Source organism: Stutzerimonas sp. KH-1 (assembly GCF_054483855.1).
In genome coordinates, this window is record NZ_CM137011.1 from 4,035,675 (window position 1) to 4,051,040 (window position 15,366).

General features: G+C 64.7%; 9 protein-coding genes. 5 read left to right on the forward strand and 4 right to left on the reverse strand.

Annotated features, from left to right (window positions below):
- Nucleotides 1-150 precede the first annotated feature (150 nt).
- The 5 genes from ACX1DW_RS19350 (at nt 151) to ACX1DW_RS19370 (ending at nt 6,620) form a co-directional block, all read left to right on the forward strand.
- Nucleotides 151-309, forward strand: coding sequence for a YqaE/Pmp3 family membrane protein (locus ACX1DW_RS19350; RefSeq protein WP_073865913.1), 159 nt, complete (start codon nt 151-153; stop codon nt 307-309).
- Nucleotides 310-510: 201 nt separating this feature from the next.
- Nucleotides 511-4,011, forward strand: a complete 3,501-nt coding sequence (locus ACX1DW_RS19355; protein WP_458992175.1) for a response regulator — start codon at nt 511-513, stop codon at nt 4,009-4,011.
- Between the two features lies 1 nt (nt 4,012).
- Nucleotides 4,013-4,831 (forward strand): CheR family methyltransferase, encoded by an 819-nt coding sequence (locus ACX1DW_RS19360; RefSeq protein WP_458992176.1) that lies wholly within the window; start codon nt 4,013-4,015, stop codon nt 4,829-4,831.
- Complete coding sequence (locus ACX1DW_RS19365; protein WP_063540764.1) at nt 4,828-5,427, forward strand: chemotaxis protein CheB; 600 nt, start codon at nt 4,828-4,830, stop codon at nt 5,425-5,427. The genes ACX1DW_RS19360 and ACX1DW_RS19365 overlap by 4 nt, the downstream gene beginning before the upstream one ends.
- Nucleotides 5,428-5,429: 2 nt before the next feature.
- Entirely contained in the window at nt 5,430-6,620 is a 1,191-nt protein-coding gene (locus ACX1DW_RS19370; protein ID WP_133455464.1) for a hybrid sensor histidine kinase/response regulator, read from the forward strand.
- A 55-nt stretch (nt 6,621-6,675) separates the two neighbouring features.
- On the opposite strand, the gene selO is transcribed toward ACX1DW_RS19370, so the two are convergent.
- The 4 genes from selO to ACX1DW_RS19390 form a co-directional block, all read right to left on the reverse strand.
- Nucleotides 6,676-8,136 (reverse strand): protein adenylyltransferase SelO, encoded by a 1,461-nt coding sequence (gene selO / locus ACX1DW_RS19375; protein WP_458992177.1) that lies wholly within the window; start codon nt 8,134-8,136, stop codon nt 6,676-6,678.
- A 91-nt stretch (nt 8,137-8,227) separates the two neighbouring features.
- Nucleotides 8,228-11,521 (reverse strand): mechanosensitive channel MscK, encoded by a 3,294-nt coding sequence (mscK, locus tag ACX1DW_RS19380; protein WP_458992178.1) that lies wholly within the window; start codon nt 11,519-11,521, stop codon nt 8,228-8,230.
- Between the two features lie 128 nt (nt 11,522-11,649).
- The gene (locus ACX1DW_RS19385; RefSeq protein WP_458992179.1) at nt 11,650-13,395 is read right to left on the reverse strand and encodes a potassium/proton antiporter; all 1,746 of its coding nucleotides are present in this window, start codon (nt 13,393-13,395) and stop codon (nt 11,650-11,652) included.
- 127 nt (nt 13,396-13,522) lie between these two features.
- Nucleotides 13,523-15,325: an acyl-CoA dehydrogenase gene (locus tag ACX1DW_RS19390; protein ID WP_458992180.1), complete on the reverse strand. Its 1,803-nt coding sequence runs from the start codon at nt 15,323-15,325 to the stop codon at nt 13,523-13,525.
- Nucleotides 15,326-15,366: the final 41 nt, after the last annotated feature.

A 15,366-nucleotide genomic window follows, 5' to 3' on the forward strand; every position in this document is an offset into this window, starting at 1 on the left:
CCTCGGCGACTTATCCGGTCGCCTTCGGATCGTGGCTCCGCTGCCCCGGCAGCGGACTTGCCCGGCGGCAGCGCGAAGGAACCGGTCGACACCGATCAGGTCGATTCAGGTAAGCCAAGTTTGGCGACCTCTGACCTGACGGAGACCATGATGGACCTCATCCGCATCATCCTTGCGATTCTGCTGCCGCCGCTGGGCGTATTTCTCCAGGTGGGCTTTGCCGGTGCGTTCTGGCTGAACATCCTGCTCACCCTGCTGGGCTACATCCCGGGCATCATCCATGCGGTCTGGGTCATCGCCCGCCGCTGACGAGCCCCGGCCCGGATGGTCGGGCCATTTTGAACTCCCTCTCCTGGCCGTGTAGAGTCGCCGTCCCGGCGCTATGGAACCTATTGCGCGGGAAACACTCAAGAAAACGCCGTTAACGAGTGCGATCAGGCGGTAGCCATGCCTGCCGCCGGCAATCCTTGCTTGCGTTCGCCCGTCCCGGGTACACGGAAAGGAAACCAGATGAGCGAGTCCTTCATCGACCAGAACAATTTCAGGCGGATCCTCAACCGCAACGTGGCGGTGCCCCTGGGGTTCGGTTTTCTCAGCGCCTTCTTCTTCAGCGCCATCGTCTATTACCTGCTGAGCGTGGGCCAATGGGTCGAGCGCTCGGTTCAAGGCGTCGCCTATGCGCACGAGGCGCAGAAGATGCTCAACGACATCGAATCCTCGATGCGTGGCTATCTGATCGCCGGCCAGGAGCGGTTCCTCGAGCCCTACGAGCGCGAGCGGCCGTTGTTCGAGGAGCAGTTGGTACTGATGCGCAAGTACTCGGCGGAAGATGCCGAGCAGCTCGAACGCGTCGAACGCATCGCGATGCTGCACAGCCAATGGCTGGCCTTTGCCGAGGACCTGATCGGCCAGCGCGGTCAGGGGCTTTCGGTCATCGAGGACGTGCAGAGCAAACGTGGGCTCGAGTTGAAGGAGGATCAGCGCCGGCTGCTCAACGATTTCATCGCCCGCGAGCGCCAGCTGCGCAGCGAGCGTACCGATGTCTCGGAGGTCATCACCACCGCGCTGATCGGGGGGTTCCTGCTGTTCAGCCTGATCTTCAGCGGCCTGCTGGTCTACCTTGGTCGACGCGACCTGACCTCGCTGTCGGAAAGCTACTCGGAGTCGCTGCAGCGCCAGCAGTCCCATGCCGAGGCGCTGGAGCAACAGGCCTGGTACCGCACCGGGCAGACCCAGCTCAGCGACTCCATCATCGGCGAGCTGGCGCTGCCGGCTCTCGGTCAGGGGGTGCTTAATTTCCTTGCCCGATACATCGATGCTGCCGTCGGCGCGCTCTACGTGGTGCAGGACGGCAAGCTGCAGCGCGTCGCCGAGTATGCCTACGATCCGGAGCATCTGCAGAGCGCGCGGACCCTGGAAGTCGGCTCCGGACTGGTCGGCCAGGCCGCGCTGGAGCGCCGGGTGATGGCGGTCGAGGACCTGCCGGCGGACTACCTCAAGGTGACCTCGGCGCTGGGCGGCACCCGGCCGCGTTCGGTGCTCATCGTGCCGGTGGAAGACAGCGGCCTGCTCAACGGCGTGATCGAACTGGGCTTCCTGCGACCGCTGCGCGAGCAGGACAGCGAGCTGTTGCGGCGCATCGTGCCCAGCATCGGCTCGGCGATCGAGGCGGCGCGCTATCGCCAGCGCCTACAGAAGGTGCTGGCCGAAACCCAGCAGCTCAACGAGGAGCTGCAGGTGCAGCAGGAAGAGCTGCGTGCCGCCAATGAAGAGCTGGAAGAACAGTCGAACGCCCTGCGCGAGTCGCAATCGCACCTGGAAGAACAGCAGGCCGAGCTGGAGCAGACCAACGAGCAGCTGGCCGAGCAGACCGAAACCCTCGCGCGTCAGCGCGACGAGATGGACGAGAAGAACCAGCGCCTGAACGAGGCCCAGCTGATGCTCGAGCAGCGCGCCGACGAACTGCAGCGCGCCAGCCGCTACAAGTCCGAGTTCCTCGCCAACATGTCCCACGAGTTGCGCACGCCGCTGAACAGCTCGCTGATCCTGGCCAAGCTGTTGGCCGACAACCCCGACGGCAATCTCAGTGACGATCAGGTACAGTTCGCGCGCTCCATCTATTCGGCGGGCAACGACCTGCTCACGCTGATCAACGACATTCTCGACATCTCCAAGGTGGAGGCCGGCAAGCTCGAGGTGCACCCCGAGCTGACCGTGCTCGCGCGACTGGTCGATGGGGTGAAGAACCTGTTCCTGCCTCAGGCCATGGAGCGATCGCTGCAATTCGAGGTCGAGCTGGCCGATGATCTGCCGGTCAGCCTGTTCAGCGATCGGCAGCGTCTGGAGCAGATTCTCAAGAATCTGCTGGCGAATGCCTTCAAGTTCACCGAGAAGGGCTCGGTGACGCTGCGGGTGGAAAAGCGCGGCGAAGACCAGCTGGCATTCGCCGTGCGCGACACTGGCATCGGGATTGCGCCGGAGCAGCAGGCCGCCATCTTCGAAGCGTTCCGTCAGGCCGACGGCACCACCAATCGCCGCTATGGCGGCACCGGCCTGGGACTGTCGATCTCACGCGAACTGGCCAATCTGCTCGGTGGCGAGATCGAGGTGCAGAGCAGGCCGGGGGCGGGCAGCACCTTCACTCTGGTGGTGCCGGAACACTACAGTGAGCCGCGCCCCACCACGCCTGCCAGCGTGCCGGTGGCGGCGCCTGTGGTCGCGCTCGAGCCTCCGGCGCCTCCTGCCGCCGTCGAGCGAGACCTGCTGCAGCGTGCCGCGGCTCCCCGCCAGTGGCTGCCGGACGACCGTGACGAGCTGCCGTTCGAGGCGCGCTGCGTACTGGTGATCGAGGACGAGCCGCAGTTCGCGCGCATCCTCTACGACCTCGCCCACGAGCTGAACTACAGCTGCCTGCTGGCGCAGAACGCCGACGACGGCTTCGATACCGCCGTGCAGTACAAGCCCGACGCGATCCTGCTCGACATGCGCCTGCCGGATCACTCCGGGCTGACCGTGCTCGAACGCCTCAAGGAAAATCCCGCCACTCGGCATATCCCGGTGCACGTGGTATCGGTAGAGGACCGCAAGGAAGCGGCGCTGCAGATGGGCGCGGTGGGCTACGCAATGAAGCCGACCACCCGTGAGGAGCTCAAGGACGTGTTCAGCCGTCTGGAAGCCAAACTGGCGCAGAAGGTCAAACGCATCCTGCTGGTCGAGGACGACGCACGTCAGCGCGAGAGCGTGTCGCGGCTGATCGAGGACGTCGATATCGAGATCACCGCTGTCGAGTTCGGCGAGCAGGCGCTCGAGCTGCTGCGCAGCACCGTGTTCGACTGCATGATCATCGACCTCAAGCTGCCGGACATGGACGGCAGCGAGCTGCTCGAACGCATGGCCCGCGAGGACATCTGCTCCTTCCCGCCGGTGATCGTCTACACCGGGCGCAACCTGACCCGTGACGAGGAGGCGGCGCTGCTCAAGTATTCGCGTTCGATCATCATCAAGGGCGCGCGCTCGCCGGAGCGCCTGCTCGACGAGGTCACGCTGTTCCTGCACAAGGTCGAGTCGGACATGCCGCCGGAGCGGCAGAAGATGCTGAAAAGTGCGCGCAGCCGCGAGAAGGCCTTCGAGGGCCGCAAGATCCTGGTGGTCGATGACGACGTGCGCAACGTCTTCGCCCTGACCAGCGCGCTGGAGCAGAAGGGCGCACTGGTGGAAATTGCCCGCAATGGCCTGGAGGCCATCGACAGGCTGCAGCACGACGGCACCATCGACCTGGTGCTGATGGACATCATGATGCCGGAGATGGATGGCTTCACCGCCATGCAGGAAATCCGCAAGGACTCCCGCTTCGCCAAGCTGCCGATCATCGCGGTGACCGCCAAGGCGATGAAGGACGATCAGGATCGTTGCCTGCGTGCCGGTGCCAACGACTACCTGGCCAAGCCCATCGACCTAGATCGGCTGTTCTCGCTGATCCGTGTCTGGCTGCCGAAAGTGGAGCTGCTGTGACATGCCCGACCGCAATGTCGAGATCGAACTCAAGCTGCTGATCGAGGCCATCTACCTCAAGTACAGCTACGACTTCCGCGACTATTCCGGCGCTTCGCTCAAGCGCCGGGTATTGCTCGCGTTGAAGCAGCTGCAGTGCGAGAGCATCTCCGAACTACAGCGCAAGATTCTCTACGATCCGCAGGCGTTCATGGACCTGCTGCAGTACCTCACCATTCCGGTCAGCGAGATGTTTCGCGACCCGAGCTACTACCGGTCGCTGCGCGAGCACGTGGTGCCGGTGCTGCGCACCTATCCGTCGCTGAAGATCTGGGTCGCCGGCTGCAGCACCGGCGAGGAGGTCTACTCGATGGCCATCCTGCTCAAGGAAGAAGGGCTGCTCGAGCGTTCAATCATCTACGCCACCGACATCAACCCGCGCTCGCTGGAACAGGCGCGTCAGGGCATCTTCGCCATCGATCACCTGCGTCAGTACACCGCCAATTACCAGCAGGCCGGCGGCACCCGCAGCTTTTCCGACTACTACACCGCCGCCTACGACTCGGCGATCATGGACAAGTCGCTGAAAGAAAAGGTTACCTTTGCCGACCATAGCCTGGCGACCGATAGCGTATTTTCCGAGACACAGCTGATTTCTTGCCGAAATGTGCTGATCTACTTCAATAAACCGCTGCAGGATCGGGCGTTCGGCCTGTTCCACGAGTCGCTCTGCCACCGGGGTTTCCTTGGCCTTGGCAGCAAGGAGACCGTCGAGTTCTCGGCCTTTGCCGGTCTCTACGAGCCATTCGACAAATCGGAAAGGATCTTCCGCAAGCTATGAGCAGCGAGCAGGCTATCTTGCGCAGCAAACGGCAGCCGCCCATCGAGGCCGTGGTGATCGGTGCCTCGGCTGGCGGGTTGGAGGCGCTCGGCATGCTGCTCGACGATCTGCCGGCCAACTTCCGCCTGCCGATTCTGGTGGTGCAGCACGTTCCGGCCAACGGCCCGACCCACCTGGCCGAAATCTTCGGCCGCCGGACCCGGTTGCGAGTGAAGGAGGCCGACGACAAGGACGCCGTAAGTGGCGCCACCCTGTACTTCGCGGCGCCCGGCTATCACCTGCTGGTCGAGCGCGATCGCAGCCTGTCGCTGAGCCAGGACGATGCGGTGCATTTCTCGCGGCCGTCCATCGACGTACTGTTCGAGTCCGCCGCCGATGCATGGGGCGCGCAACTCGCCGGGTTGCTGCTCACCGGTGCCAATGAGGACGGCGCCGCGGGACTCGAGGCGATCCATCGTTGTGGTGGCCTGACCGTTGTCCAGGACCCAGCCGAAGCGGCGGTACCGACCATGCCGCGTGCCGCGCTCCAGCGCTTCGCGCCGGATTTCATCTTGCCCCTGCGCGACATCCACCGATTGTTGCGAGAACTGGAGTGACCATGCCCGACCATACCGACGAGGTGAATCTGCTGATCGTCGATGACCTGCCGGAGAACCTGCTGGCCCTGGATGCGCTGCTGCAGGCGCCGGGCGTCAGGGTGTACCAGGCCGAGTCGGCCGAACAGGCGCTCGAACTGCTTCTGCGGCACGAGTTCGCCCTGGCCATTCTCGATGTGCAGATGCCGGGCATGGACGGCTTCCAGCTGGCCGAGCTGATGCGCGGCACCGAGCGCACCAAGCAGATCCCCATCGTCTTCGTCAGCGCCGCTGGACGCGAACTCAACTATGCCTTCAAGGGCTACGAGAGCGGCGCGGTGGATTTCATGCACAAGCCGCTGGACGCCCATGCGGTGCGCAGCAAGGTCAGTGTGTTCGTCGACCTGTATCGCGGACGCAAGCGTCTGGCTCGCCAGCTCGATGCGCTGGAGCGCAGTCGCCGTGAGCAGGAAGTGCTGCTCGACGAACTGCGCAGCACCAAGGCCGAGCTGGAGAATGCGGTGCGCATGCGCGATGACTTCATGTCGATCGTCTCCCACGAGCTGAAGACCCCGCTCAACACCCTGATTCTCGAGGTGCAGCTGCGCAAGCTGCAGCTCGGTCGCAACAACCTTGAGGCCTTTAGCGAAGAGCGCCTGCGCAACATGGTGGACAAGGACGAGCGGCAGATTCAGAGCCTGATCCGGCTGATCGACGACATGCTCGACGTGTCGCGAATCCGTACCGGCAAACTGTCGATCCGCCCGGCTCAGATCGATCTGGCGCAACTGGTGGGCAACGTCGTGGAGAGTTTTGCAGCGCAGATGGAAGCCTGCGGCTGCGAACTGCGGCTGGAGCGAAACGAGCCGATCATCGGCGTCTGGGATGCCTTCCGTATCGAACAGGTACTAGCCAACCTGCTGACCAATGCGATGCGCTACGGTGCCGGCAAGCCGGTGCATGTCAGTGTTGCGTCCTGTGCGGAGGGTGCGTGCATCGAGGTGCGTGACCACGGCATCGGCATCAGCCCGCAGAGTCTGGAGCGCATCTTCTGCCAGTTCGAGCGTGCCGAGGGGAGCGAAAGCAGTGCCGGACTCGGGCTTGGCCTGTTCATCGCCGACCAGATCGTCAGGGCGCACAACGGCCGCATCCAGGTTCACAGCGAGGAAGGTCAGGGCTCGCGGTTCCGCGTGCTGCTGCCATTGGGCAAGTAGCGCAGCGACGGCACTCCAGCGGGCGATAGGCTCGGTCCATCACGGGCCGCGCACCTCAGGACGAGCAGCTGATTTCCAGGTGCTTGCCCCATTCCGGCGGGCGCTCGGCGTAGCGCTGCATGCCGGGCTGCTCATCGAACGGTCGGCTGAGTACCTGGTGCAATTCGCGCACCGGCCCGTAGTCGCCTTTCTCCGCCGCCTCGATGGCCTGCTGCGCCAGGTAGTTGCGCAGGATGTACTTCGGATTGACCGCCTGCATGCGCGCCTGGCGCTCGGCCGGCGCGCTGCCCTCGCGTGCGGTGCGCGCGCAATAGTCCGCCGCCCAGGCATCGAAGCCCGGCAGATCGACGAAGTCCTCGCGCAGGCGGCGGACCGCCTGTTCGGCAGGACTCTCGCTGAGTTCGCGGAAGAAGTTCGTGTAATCCACGGCACTGGCCTGCATCAGTTGCAGCAGACGGCGCACCAGTGCCTCGTCATCCGCTTCGGCCGCGGCGAAGCCCAGGCGTCGGCGCATCAGGTCGAGCCATTCGGCTTCGTACAGCGGCAGGAACAGCTCCATGGCTTCACGCAGCAGCCTGACCTCGACGAAGGGCGTCAGCGCCTGGGCCAGCGCCGCCAGATTCCAGTGAGCGATGGGCACCTGGTTCTCGAAGGAGTAGCGGCCGGTATCGTCGGAGTGGTTGCAGATGAACCGCGCGTCGAAATCGTCGAGGAAGGCATAGGGGCCGAAATCGAAGGTGATACCCAGGATCGACATGTTGTCGGTGTTCATCACCCCGTGGCAGAAGCCGTAGGCCTGCCAGCGGGCGATCAGCGCCGCGGTGCGTTCGAGCACTTCGCGGAAGAAGGCGTGGAATGGTTCGGGGTGTTCCAGCAGGTCGGGAAAATGGGCCTCGATGACATGCTCGAGCAGCTGCTTCAGCTCGGCATGCTGGCGGGTGTAGTAGAAGAATTCGAAATGGCCGAAGCGCACGTGGCTGGGCGCCAGGCGCAGCAGCATGGCGCCGCGTTCCGGTCGTTCGCGGTAGACCGTGGTGTCTGAGCCGGTCACGCAGAGCGCGCGGGAGCTGGGGATGCCCAGCGCGTGCAGATGCTCGCTGGCGAGGAACTCGCGGATCGACGAGCGCAGCACGGCACGGCCATCGCCCATGCGCGAGTAGGGCGTCTTGCCGGCACCCTTGAGGTGCAGGTCCCAGTGCTCGCCCGCTTCGTTGACCACCTCACCGAGCAGTAGGCCGCGGCCGTCGCCGAGCTGCGGGTTGTAGCTGCCGAACTGATGACCGGAATAGACCATCGCCCGCGGCTCGGCGGTCGACCAGATCTTGTGCCCGGAGAACAGCTCGGCGAACAGCGGCTGCTCGGCCTCGGCCGGGTCCAGGTCAAGCAGGGCCATGGCCGCCGCGCTGACGACCACCAGGCGCGGTGCCTCGAGTGGTTGTGGCGGCACCTCGGTGGAGAACGTATCGCCAAGACGGGCGAAGCGGTTGTCGAAGGTCAGTTGGGTCAGGGTCTTCAAGATCCCTCCGGCGCGGCATGCAGGCAAGAATAGCCCGGCAATTGCCGGGCGTGTTCAGGTGGTTGGAGGCTGCGATCCGTCTGGGCGTTCCTCAGCCGCGATCGTCGGTCTCCGACTTCGGCGTATCGCCGGCCGGTTTCGGCGTGGTGCTGAGCTGCAACTGCTGGCCGGCGAAGTTCTTGAGGAACACATCGACCTGGCGGAAGGCGATGTTGATGCCGGCCTTGGCGAACTCGCGGTCGATGAAGCGGTTGATCTCGTCGGTGGCCGGGTTGCGGTCGCCGAGATCGCGCACATGGATGCGCAGCTCATGGTCCAGCGTGCTCTCGCCAAAGGTAAGGAAGAACACCTGCGGCTCCGGCTCCTTGAGCACCCGCGGATTATCCTGGGCGGCCTTGTAGAGCAGCTCCTTGACCTTTTCCAGATCCGAGCCATAGGCCACGCCGACCTTCACCGTCACCCGGGTGACGGTGTCGCTCAGCGACCAGTTGATCAGCTGGCCGGTAATGAAGGTCTTGTTCGGGACGATGATGTCCTTGCGGTCGAAGTCGGTGATGGTGGTGGCGCGGATGCGAATCCGGCTGACCGTGCCGGACAGGTTGCCGATGGTCACCACGTCGCCGATCCGTACCGGACGTTCGAAGAGGATGATCAGGCCGGAGATGAAGTTGGCGAAAATTTCCTGCAGGCCGAAACCCAGGCCCACCGAGAGCGCCGCCACCAGCCATTGCAGTTTGTCCCAACTGACGCCGAGGGTGGACAGCGTGGCAACGATGCCGAACCCGGCCAGCGCATAGGACAGCAGCGTGGTGGTGGCGTAGGCACTGCCCTGGGCCAGCCGCAGCTTGGACAGCACCATGACTTCCAGCAGACCCGGCAGGTTGCGTGCCAGGGCCACGGTGATGGCGATGATCAGCAGCGCGCCGAGCAGGTTGTTCAGGCTGATCGCCGCGGTGGTGAGCGTCTCGCCGCTGCCGGTGGTGTATTCGTAGAGGGTGATGTTGTCCAGGTAGGACACCACCGAGATCAGGTCCGACCAGACCCAGTACAGCGCCACCAGGAACACGCCGAACATGGTCAGGCGAGTCAGGCGCAGCGACTGCTGGTTGACCTGCTCGATGTCCAGCCCCGGTTCGCCCTGGGTTTCCACCGTGTCGCTGCCCTCATCGACTTGCGTCTGGCGTTTGGCCAGCGCGCGCTTGTAGGCCAGGCGCCGCGCAGCCACTGTCAGCCCGCGGATCAGCGCGGCTTCGACGACGATCCAGATCATCAGCAGGTAGAGGGTGTCGATCAGCCGGTCGGTCAGCTTCAGTGCCGTGTAGTAGTAGCCAAAGCCGACTGCGACGATCAATGCGATCGGCAGCACGCTGAACAGCAGCCCGATCGTCAGCCGCAGCGGCGGGGCGTTCTGGCTCGACGGGCCCTTGAGCAGCAGGCGATTGAGGCGCCAGCTCATCAACGCGAAGCAGGTCAGCACCACCAGAATGCCGAGAACGTCATCGGCCAGCCGCGCCGGTTGATGTTCGGCGACGCTGACCACGGCGACCAGGGCCATGACGATCAGCCCCAGTCGGCGGATCTCGTCACGCAGGAAGGCCACCTGCGGCCGTGACCAGCCGAAATGCAGCTCGGCTACACGCCCCGGCGAGAGCATGCGGTAGGCGCTGTAGAACACCAGCCAGGCCTGCGCCATTTCAAAAAGGGCGGCACCGAGGACGTAGTTCTGTCCGCGCGCGTCCATCTGCAGCAGGTAGCCGCATAGCGTCAGGAACAAGGCGCCGGGCAATGCCAGCAGCAGGTTGAGCAGCAGCGCCAGTGGGGTGTGCAGCTGGCTATCGTTGCGGAAGTGACCGATTTCTTCGCTCAGCGAGCTGAGCTTGGCCTCGATCTTCCGACGCCACCAGAGCAGGGCGGCGATCAACAGCAGCAGCGGCAGGAAGAACAACGGGCGCTCCTTGAGCCCTGCCCCCAGTTCCTGCAGCGCGGACAGCCAGGGCATCGCCGCGAGCTGATTCTTCAAGCGCTGGGCGGCGCCCTGCAGCCAGTCGAAGTCCAGCGGCTTGTTGCTGGGAATCCAGAACATCTGCTCGTCGAGGGTATTGCTGAGCGCGCTGGCGGTGTCCTGCAGCTGCTTCTGGTTCAGCTGCAGGGTGATGGATGCGTTGAGCAGGGCGTCCAGTTCGCGGTTCAGACGGTCGAGCAGCTCGCTGCGGGTGGTCGCCAGCTCCAGCAGAGTGCGCCGCAGTTCCGGTGTGACCTCCTCTTCGTTCTGCTGGGCGAGCAGCTGCTCGACGTAGGCGGCGGCATTGCCTGCGGCTTCACGGCGCTGGTTCAGCTCGAACTGATAGAGGCGGATATCGGCGATCTCGTCGGCGAGATTCTTGTCCAGCTGCAGGCTCGGCAGCGCCTGCTTCTGCTGATAGAGAATGCGCGACAGCAGCAGGCTGCCTTCGAGCACGGCGATCTGCTCCTCCAGTGCCTGATCGGTCTGGTTGAGCGTGTCGAGCTGCTGGCGGGTCTGCAGGTTCTGCTGGTTCAGACGGTTGAGGCGCTCGGTGGCCCGCAGCAGGTAGTCGGAGAGCTTGAGGTTCTCGGCGCTTTCGGCTGCGAGCAGTTTGTCCGACCCGGCCTGCTGCACCCGTGCCGAGAACTCCGCCACGGTCTGTTCCGATTCGGCCCTGCGCTTCTCGTTGATCAGGGTCTGCAGCGCCTGGGTTTCTTCCTCCGCACGCCGAATGCGCTCGGCGAGCAGATCACGGCGAGCCTTGCCGAGGTCCTGCAGCAGGCTGTTGCCGGCCAGCTCCTGACGACGCAGCTCGATCTGTGCCTCGAGCGAGGCGATCTCGGCATTGAGCAGCGCGCGGCGCTCCTCGCTCAGCGGCTTGCCGGATTCACGGCCACTCTTGAGCAGGTTGTTGATCTCCTGAATGCGTGTCTGCGCCGTACCGATCTGCGCCTGAGCGCGTTCGGGGCGGGTCTGCGCCGAGATGATCATGCTGTTGGCCGAGCTGTATTGCTTCTGCCATTCCGCCAGTTCCTCGACCCGCGCGCTCAGGCGCTGCTCGAGCGCATCCACCGACTGGCTGGCATAGCGCTTGGCAGGGTCCTCGTCCGGGCTGGCCTTGAGCTTGACCAATTCGCGCTGGGCTTCGGCGATCTCCTTCGGCGCCTGCGTCAGTTGCGTCTTCAGCTCGTCGAGGCGGGCCTTGCTGGTTTCGGTCTGCTCGACCATGCGTAGGGTTTGTTCGCCCAGCGATTGTTGGGCGGGCTTCGCTTCGCCTTCGGCACTGGACGGCGTGCCAGTGAGGCTGTCCAGCGATTGGGCATGCAAAGGGGCGACGATCAGGCAGAGCGTCGAGAGCAACAGCGTGCGCAGAAGTGACATGAGGGCAGTGACGTAGCGGATGACCGGAAAGAGCGGAAGTCTACGGACTGTGCCGGCCCAGCGCGAGTACCCGACAGTCGACCGGCAGATGAGCGGTGAGGCCGCGTCAGCCGGCGGCTGTACTGGCATCAGAACATCAGTTGCGGGCCGGGCTTGTCACCTTCGGGAAACTTCAGGCCGACCTTGCGCACTTCGCCAGCTTCCATGGCCGCCACGGTCCAGGTCAGGCCGTTCCATTCGACCTGATCACCCACCACCGGGCGACCACCGACCTCCTCGGCCATGAAGGAGCCGATGGTCTGCTCGCCATCCACCTCGCCGAGCTTGAGCCCGTAGAGCGCGGCGATGGCGCTGAGCTGGGCGTCGGCTTCGAGGATGAAGTCGCCGAAGAAGCGCAGGTCCTGGCCGCGCTTGGGCGCCTGGCTGAACAGCTTGCCGAGGGCCGGCAGGTCTTCGTCATGGCCGATCACGCAGAGGATGTCGTTCACCTGCAGACGGGTGCTGCCCGACGGGTGCAGCAGCTCCTTGCCGCGGAACAGCGCAGCAATGCGAGTACCGGGCGGCATCTTCAACTCGCGCAGGGCGGCGCCGACGCACCATTTGCTGGCACTCAGGCGGTAGACGAACATCTCCCACTGGCTGGTGGTGTGCACCTGCAGCCCGGTGCGCGAGACCGGCATCGGCGATGGCGGGACCTCCACCTTGGCCTTCTTCGCCGCCCAGGGCAGCGTCGAGCCCTGCAGCAGCAACGACACCAGCACGATGAAGAACGCCACGTTGAAGAACAGCTGGGCGTTCTCCAGCCCGGCCATCAGCGGGAACACCGCGAGGATCACCGGCACCGCGCCGCGCAGGCCGATCCAGGAGATGAACAGGCGCTCGCGCAGGTGGAAGCTGCGAAACGGCAGCAGGCTGACGAACACCGCCAGCGGCCGGGCGAAGAGGATCATCCACAGCGACAGCGCCAGTGCCGGCAGGGCGATGGGCAGCAGCTCGCTGGGCGTGAGCAGCAGACCGAGCACGAGGAACATGCCGATCTGGCTGAGCCAGGCCAGACCGTCGAACATGTGCAGGATGCCGTGGCGGTTGCGGATCGGGCGGTTGCCCAGCAGCAGGCCGCAGACGTAGATCGCCAGGATGCCGCTGCCGCCGATGGCGCCGGACAGGGCGAAGATCATCAGGCCGCCGGCCACCGCCAGCAGTGGATAGAGGCCGTCGGCCACCGACAGACGGTTGATCAACTGCAGCAGCAGCCAGCCACCGAGCAGGCCGAGCACGGTGCCGATGCCGAACTGCTGCAGCAGGCTGAGCAGGAAATCCCAGCCGAACGTGGTCTGCCCGGCGAGCAGCATGTCGATCAGCGCGACGGTGAGGAACATCGCCATCGGATCGTTGCTGCCCGATTCGATCTCAAGGGTCGAGCCGACCCGTTCGTTGAGGCCCTTGCCGTTGAGCAGATTGAACACCACCGCGGCATCGGTGGAGCCGACGATTGCACCGATCAGCAGGCCCTGCAGCAGCGGCAGGTCGAACAGCCAGGCGGCGGCCAGTCCGGTCAGGCCGGAGGTGATGGCGACGCCCAGGGTGGCCAGGGAAAAGGCAGGTTTCAGCGCGACGCGGAAGGTCGCGGTGCGCGTGCGCATGCCGCCATCGAGCAGGATCACCGCCAGCGCCAGGTTGCTGATGACGAAGGCGAGCTGGTAGTCCTCGAAGACGATGCCGCCGATGCCGTCGACGCCGGCGAGCATGCCCACGGCGAGGAAGATGACCAGAATCGGTACGCCGAGGCGATTCGACAGCGAACTCATCAGGATGCTGGCAGCAACCAACAAGGCACCGATAAAAAACAGGTGGTTGATGTTGCCGACGTCCAAATGCGCTCTCCCCGGTCATTGCGGCCCCATGCAGGGGGCATGCCAGCGATTCTAACCTGATGATTTGACGGGCTGTCAAAAAAACGCCCCGCATCGTGCGGGGCGCTGTAACAGGATTTCTAGCGGCTTAGAACCAGGCGTCCTGCATGCCCAGGCAGGTGTCGTCGCGGGCTTCGAGAATGGCAAGCTCATGGGCGCAGCCCGGTACCTCCCAGCTCAGGAAATAGCGTGCCGCCTGCAGCTTGCCACGGTAGAAGTCGGCATCCGCCGGATTGCCCTCGGCCAGCCCGCGCTCGGCGCGCAGCGCCTGTTCCAGCCAGCGCCAGCCGACCACGGCATGGCCGAAGACCTTCAGGTACAGCGCCGAGTTGGCCAGCGCCTGGTTCACCTTGCCGGCTGCCAGATCGCCGAGCAGCGCCTGGGTCACGCTGGTGAGGCGGGCGATGTGCTGCTCCAGCGGCTGGCGCAGTGCGCTCAGCGAGTCGTATTCGGCGGCGTGTGCGCAGCTGGCCTGGATCAACCCGAGCAGCTGACGCAGGCCGGCGCCCTTGTTCTGCATCAGCTTGCGGCCGAGCAGGTCCAGCGACTGGATACCGTGAGTGCCTTCATGGATCGGGTTGAGGCGGTTGTCGCGGTAGTACTGCTCCACTGGGTACTCGCGGGTGTAGCCGTGGCCGCCGAGGATCTGGATCGCCAGTTCGTTGGCCTTCAGGCAGAACTCCGATGGCCAGGACTTGACGATGGGGGTGAGCAGGTCGAGCAATTCCGCCGCACTGCGCCGCGCCTCCTCGCTTTCCGCGGTGTGCTCGTCGTCCACCAGGCGTGCCGAATACAGGCCGAGATCGAAAGCGCCTTCGACGTAAGCCTTCTGCATCAGCAGCATGCGCTTGACGTCGGTGTGTTCGATGATCGGTACCTGGGTCGACGCCGGGTCCTTGCCGTCCGGCAGGCGGCCCTGCGGACGCTCGCGGGCGTAGTTCAGCGAATAGAGGTAGCCGGCATAGCCGAGCATGATCGCGCCCATGCCGACGCCAATGCGCGCCTCGTTCATCATCTGGAACATGTAGGCCAGGCCCTTGTGCGGCTCGCCTACCAGATAGCCGACGCAGTTGCCGTTGTCGCCGAAGTTCAGCGCGGTACTGGTGGTGCCGCGCCAACCCATCTTGTGGAACAGGCCGGCCAGCAGCACGTCGTTGCGCTCGCCCAGCGAGCCGTCGTCGTTGACCAGGAACTTCGGCACGATGAACAGGCTGATGCCCTTCACCCCGGGCGGCGCGTCCGGCAGCTTGGCCAGCACCATGTGCACGATGTTTTCCGACAGCGGGTGATCGCCGCCGGAAATGAAGATCTTGTTGCCCTTCAGGCGATAGCTGCCGTCACCGGCCGGTTCGGCGCGGGTGCGGATGTCCGACAGCGACGAGCCGGCATGCGGCTCGGTGAGTGCCATGGTGCCAAAGAAGCGGCCCTCGAGCATCGGCTGCAGGAAGCGCTGCTTCTGCTCGTCGGAGCCGAAGGCCTCGATCAGGTGCGAGGCGCCCATGCTCAGCATTGGGTAGGAGCTGGTGGCGATGTTGGCCGACTGGAAATGCGCGAAGCAGGCCCGCGACAGCAGATTTGGCAGCTGCATGCCGCCGTCGTCGAAGCTGCGCTGCGCGTTGTGAAAGCCCGCCTCGATGAAGGCGTCCACGGCCGGCTTGACCTCGGGAATCAGCACCGCTTCGCCGTTGACGTACTGCGGCTCGTGCTCGTCGGACTTGCGGTTGTGCGGTGCGAAGTATTTCTCGGCGATGGTACGTGCGGTGCCGAGGGCGGCATCGAAGGTTTCGCGGCTGTGCTCGGCGAAGCGCTCGCGGCGGGTCAGGGCTTCGGCGTCGAGCACTTCGTAGAGTTCGAAAGCCAGGTTGCGCGGGCAGAGCAGGGTCTCGGTCATGGTCAACCTCCATTTTTATCGACCCGAGTCTAAGGACCGCG

What these genes read in the sequence shown, in the direction of transcription:
- ACX1DW_RS19350 (WP_073865913.1), top strand. Translation starts at nt 151, where the DNA reads ATGGACCTCATCCGCATCATCCTTGCGATTCTGCTGCCGCCGCTGGGC.
- ACX1DW_RS19355 (WP_458992175.1), top strand. Translation starts at nt 511, where the DNA reads ATGAGCGAGTCCTTCATCGACCAGAACAATTTCAGGCGGATCCTCAAC.
- ACX1DW_RS19360 (WP_458992176.1), top strand. Translation starts at nt 4,013, where the DNA reads ATGCCCGACCGCAATGTCGAGATCGAACTCAAGCTGCTGATCGAGGCC.
- ACX1DW_RS19365 (WP_063540764.1), top strand. Translation starts at nt 4,828, where the DNA reads ATGAGCAGCGAGCAGGCTATCTTGCGCAGCAAACGGCAGCCGCCCATC.
- ACX1DW_RS19370 (WP_133455464.1), top strand. Translation starts at nt 5,430, where the DNA reads ATGCCCGACCATACCGACGAGGTGAATCTGCTGATCGTCGATGACCTG.
- mscK (WP_458992178.1), bottom strand. Translation starts at nt 11,521, where the DNA reads ATGTCACTTCTGCGCACGCTGTTGCTCTCGACGCTCTGCCTGATCGTC.
- ACX1DW_RS19390 (WP_458992180.1), bottom strand. Translation starts at nt 15,325, where the DNA reads ATGACCGAGACCCTGCTCTGCCCGCGCAACCTGGCTTTCGAACTCTAC.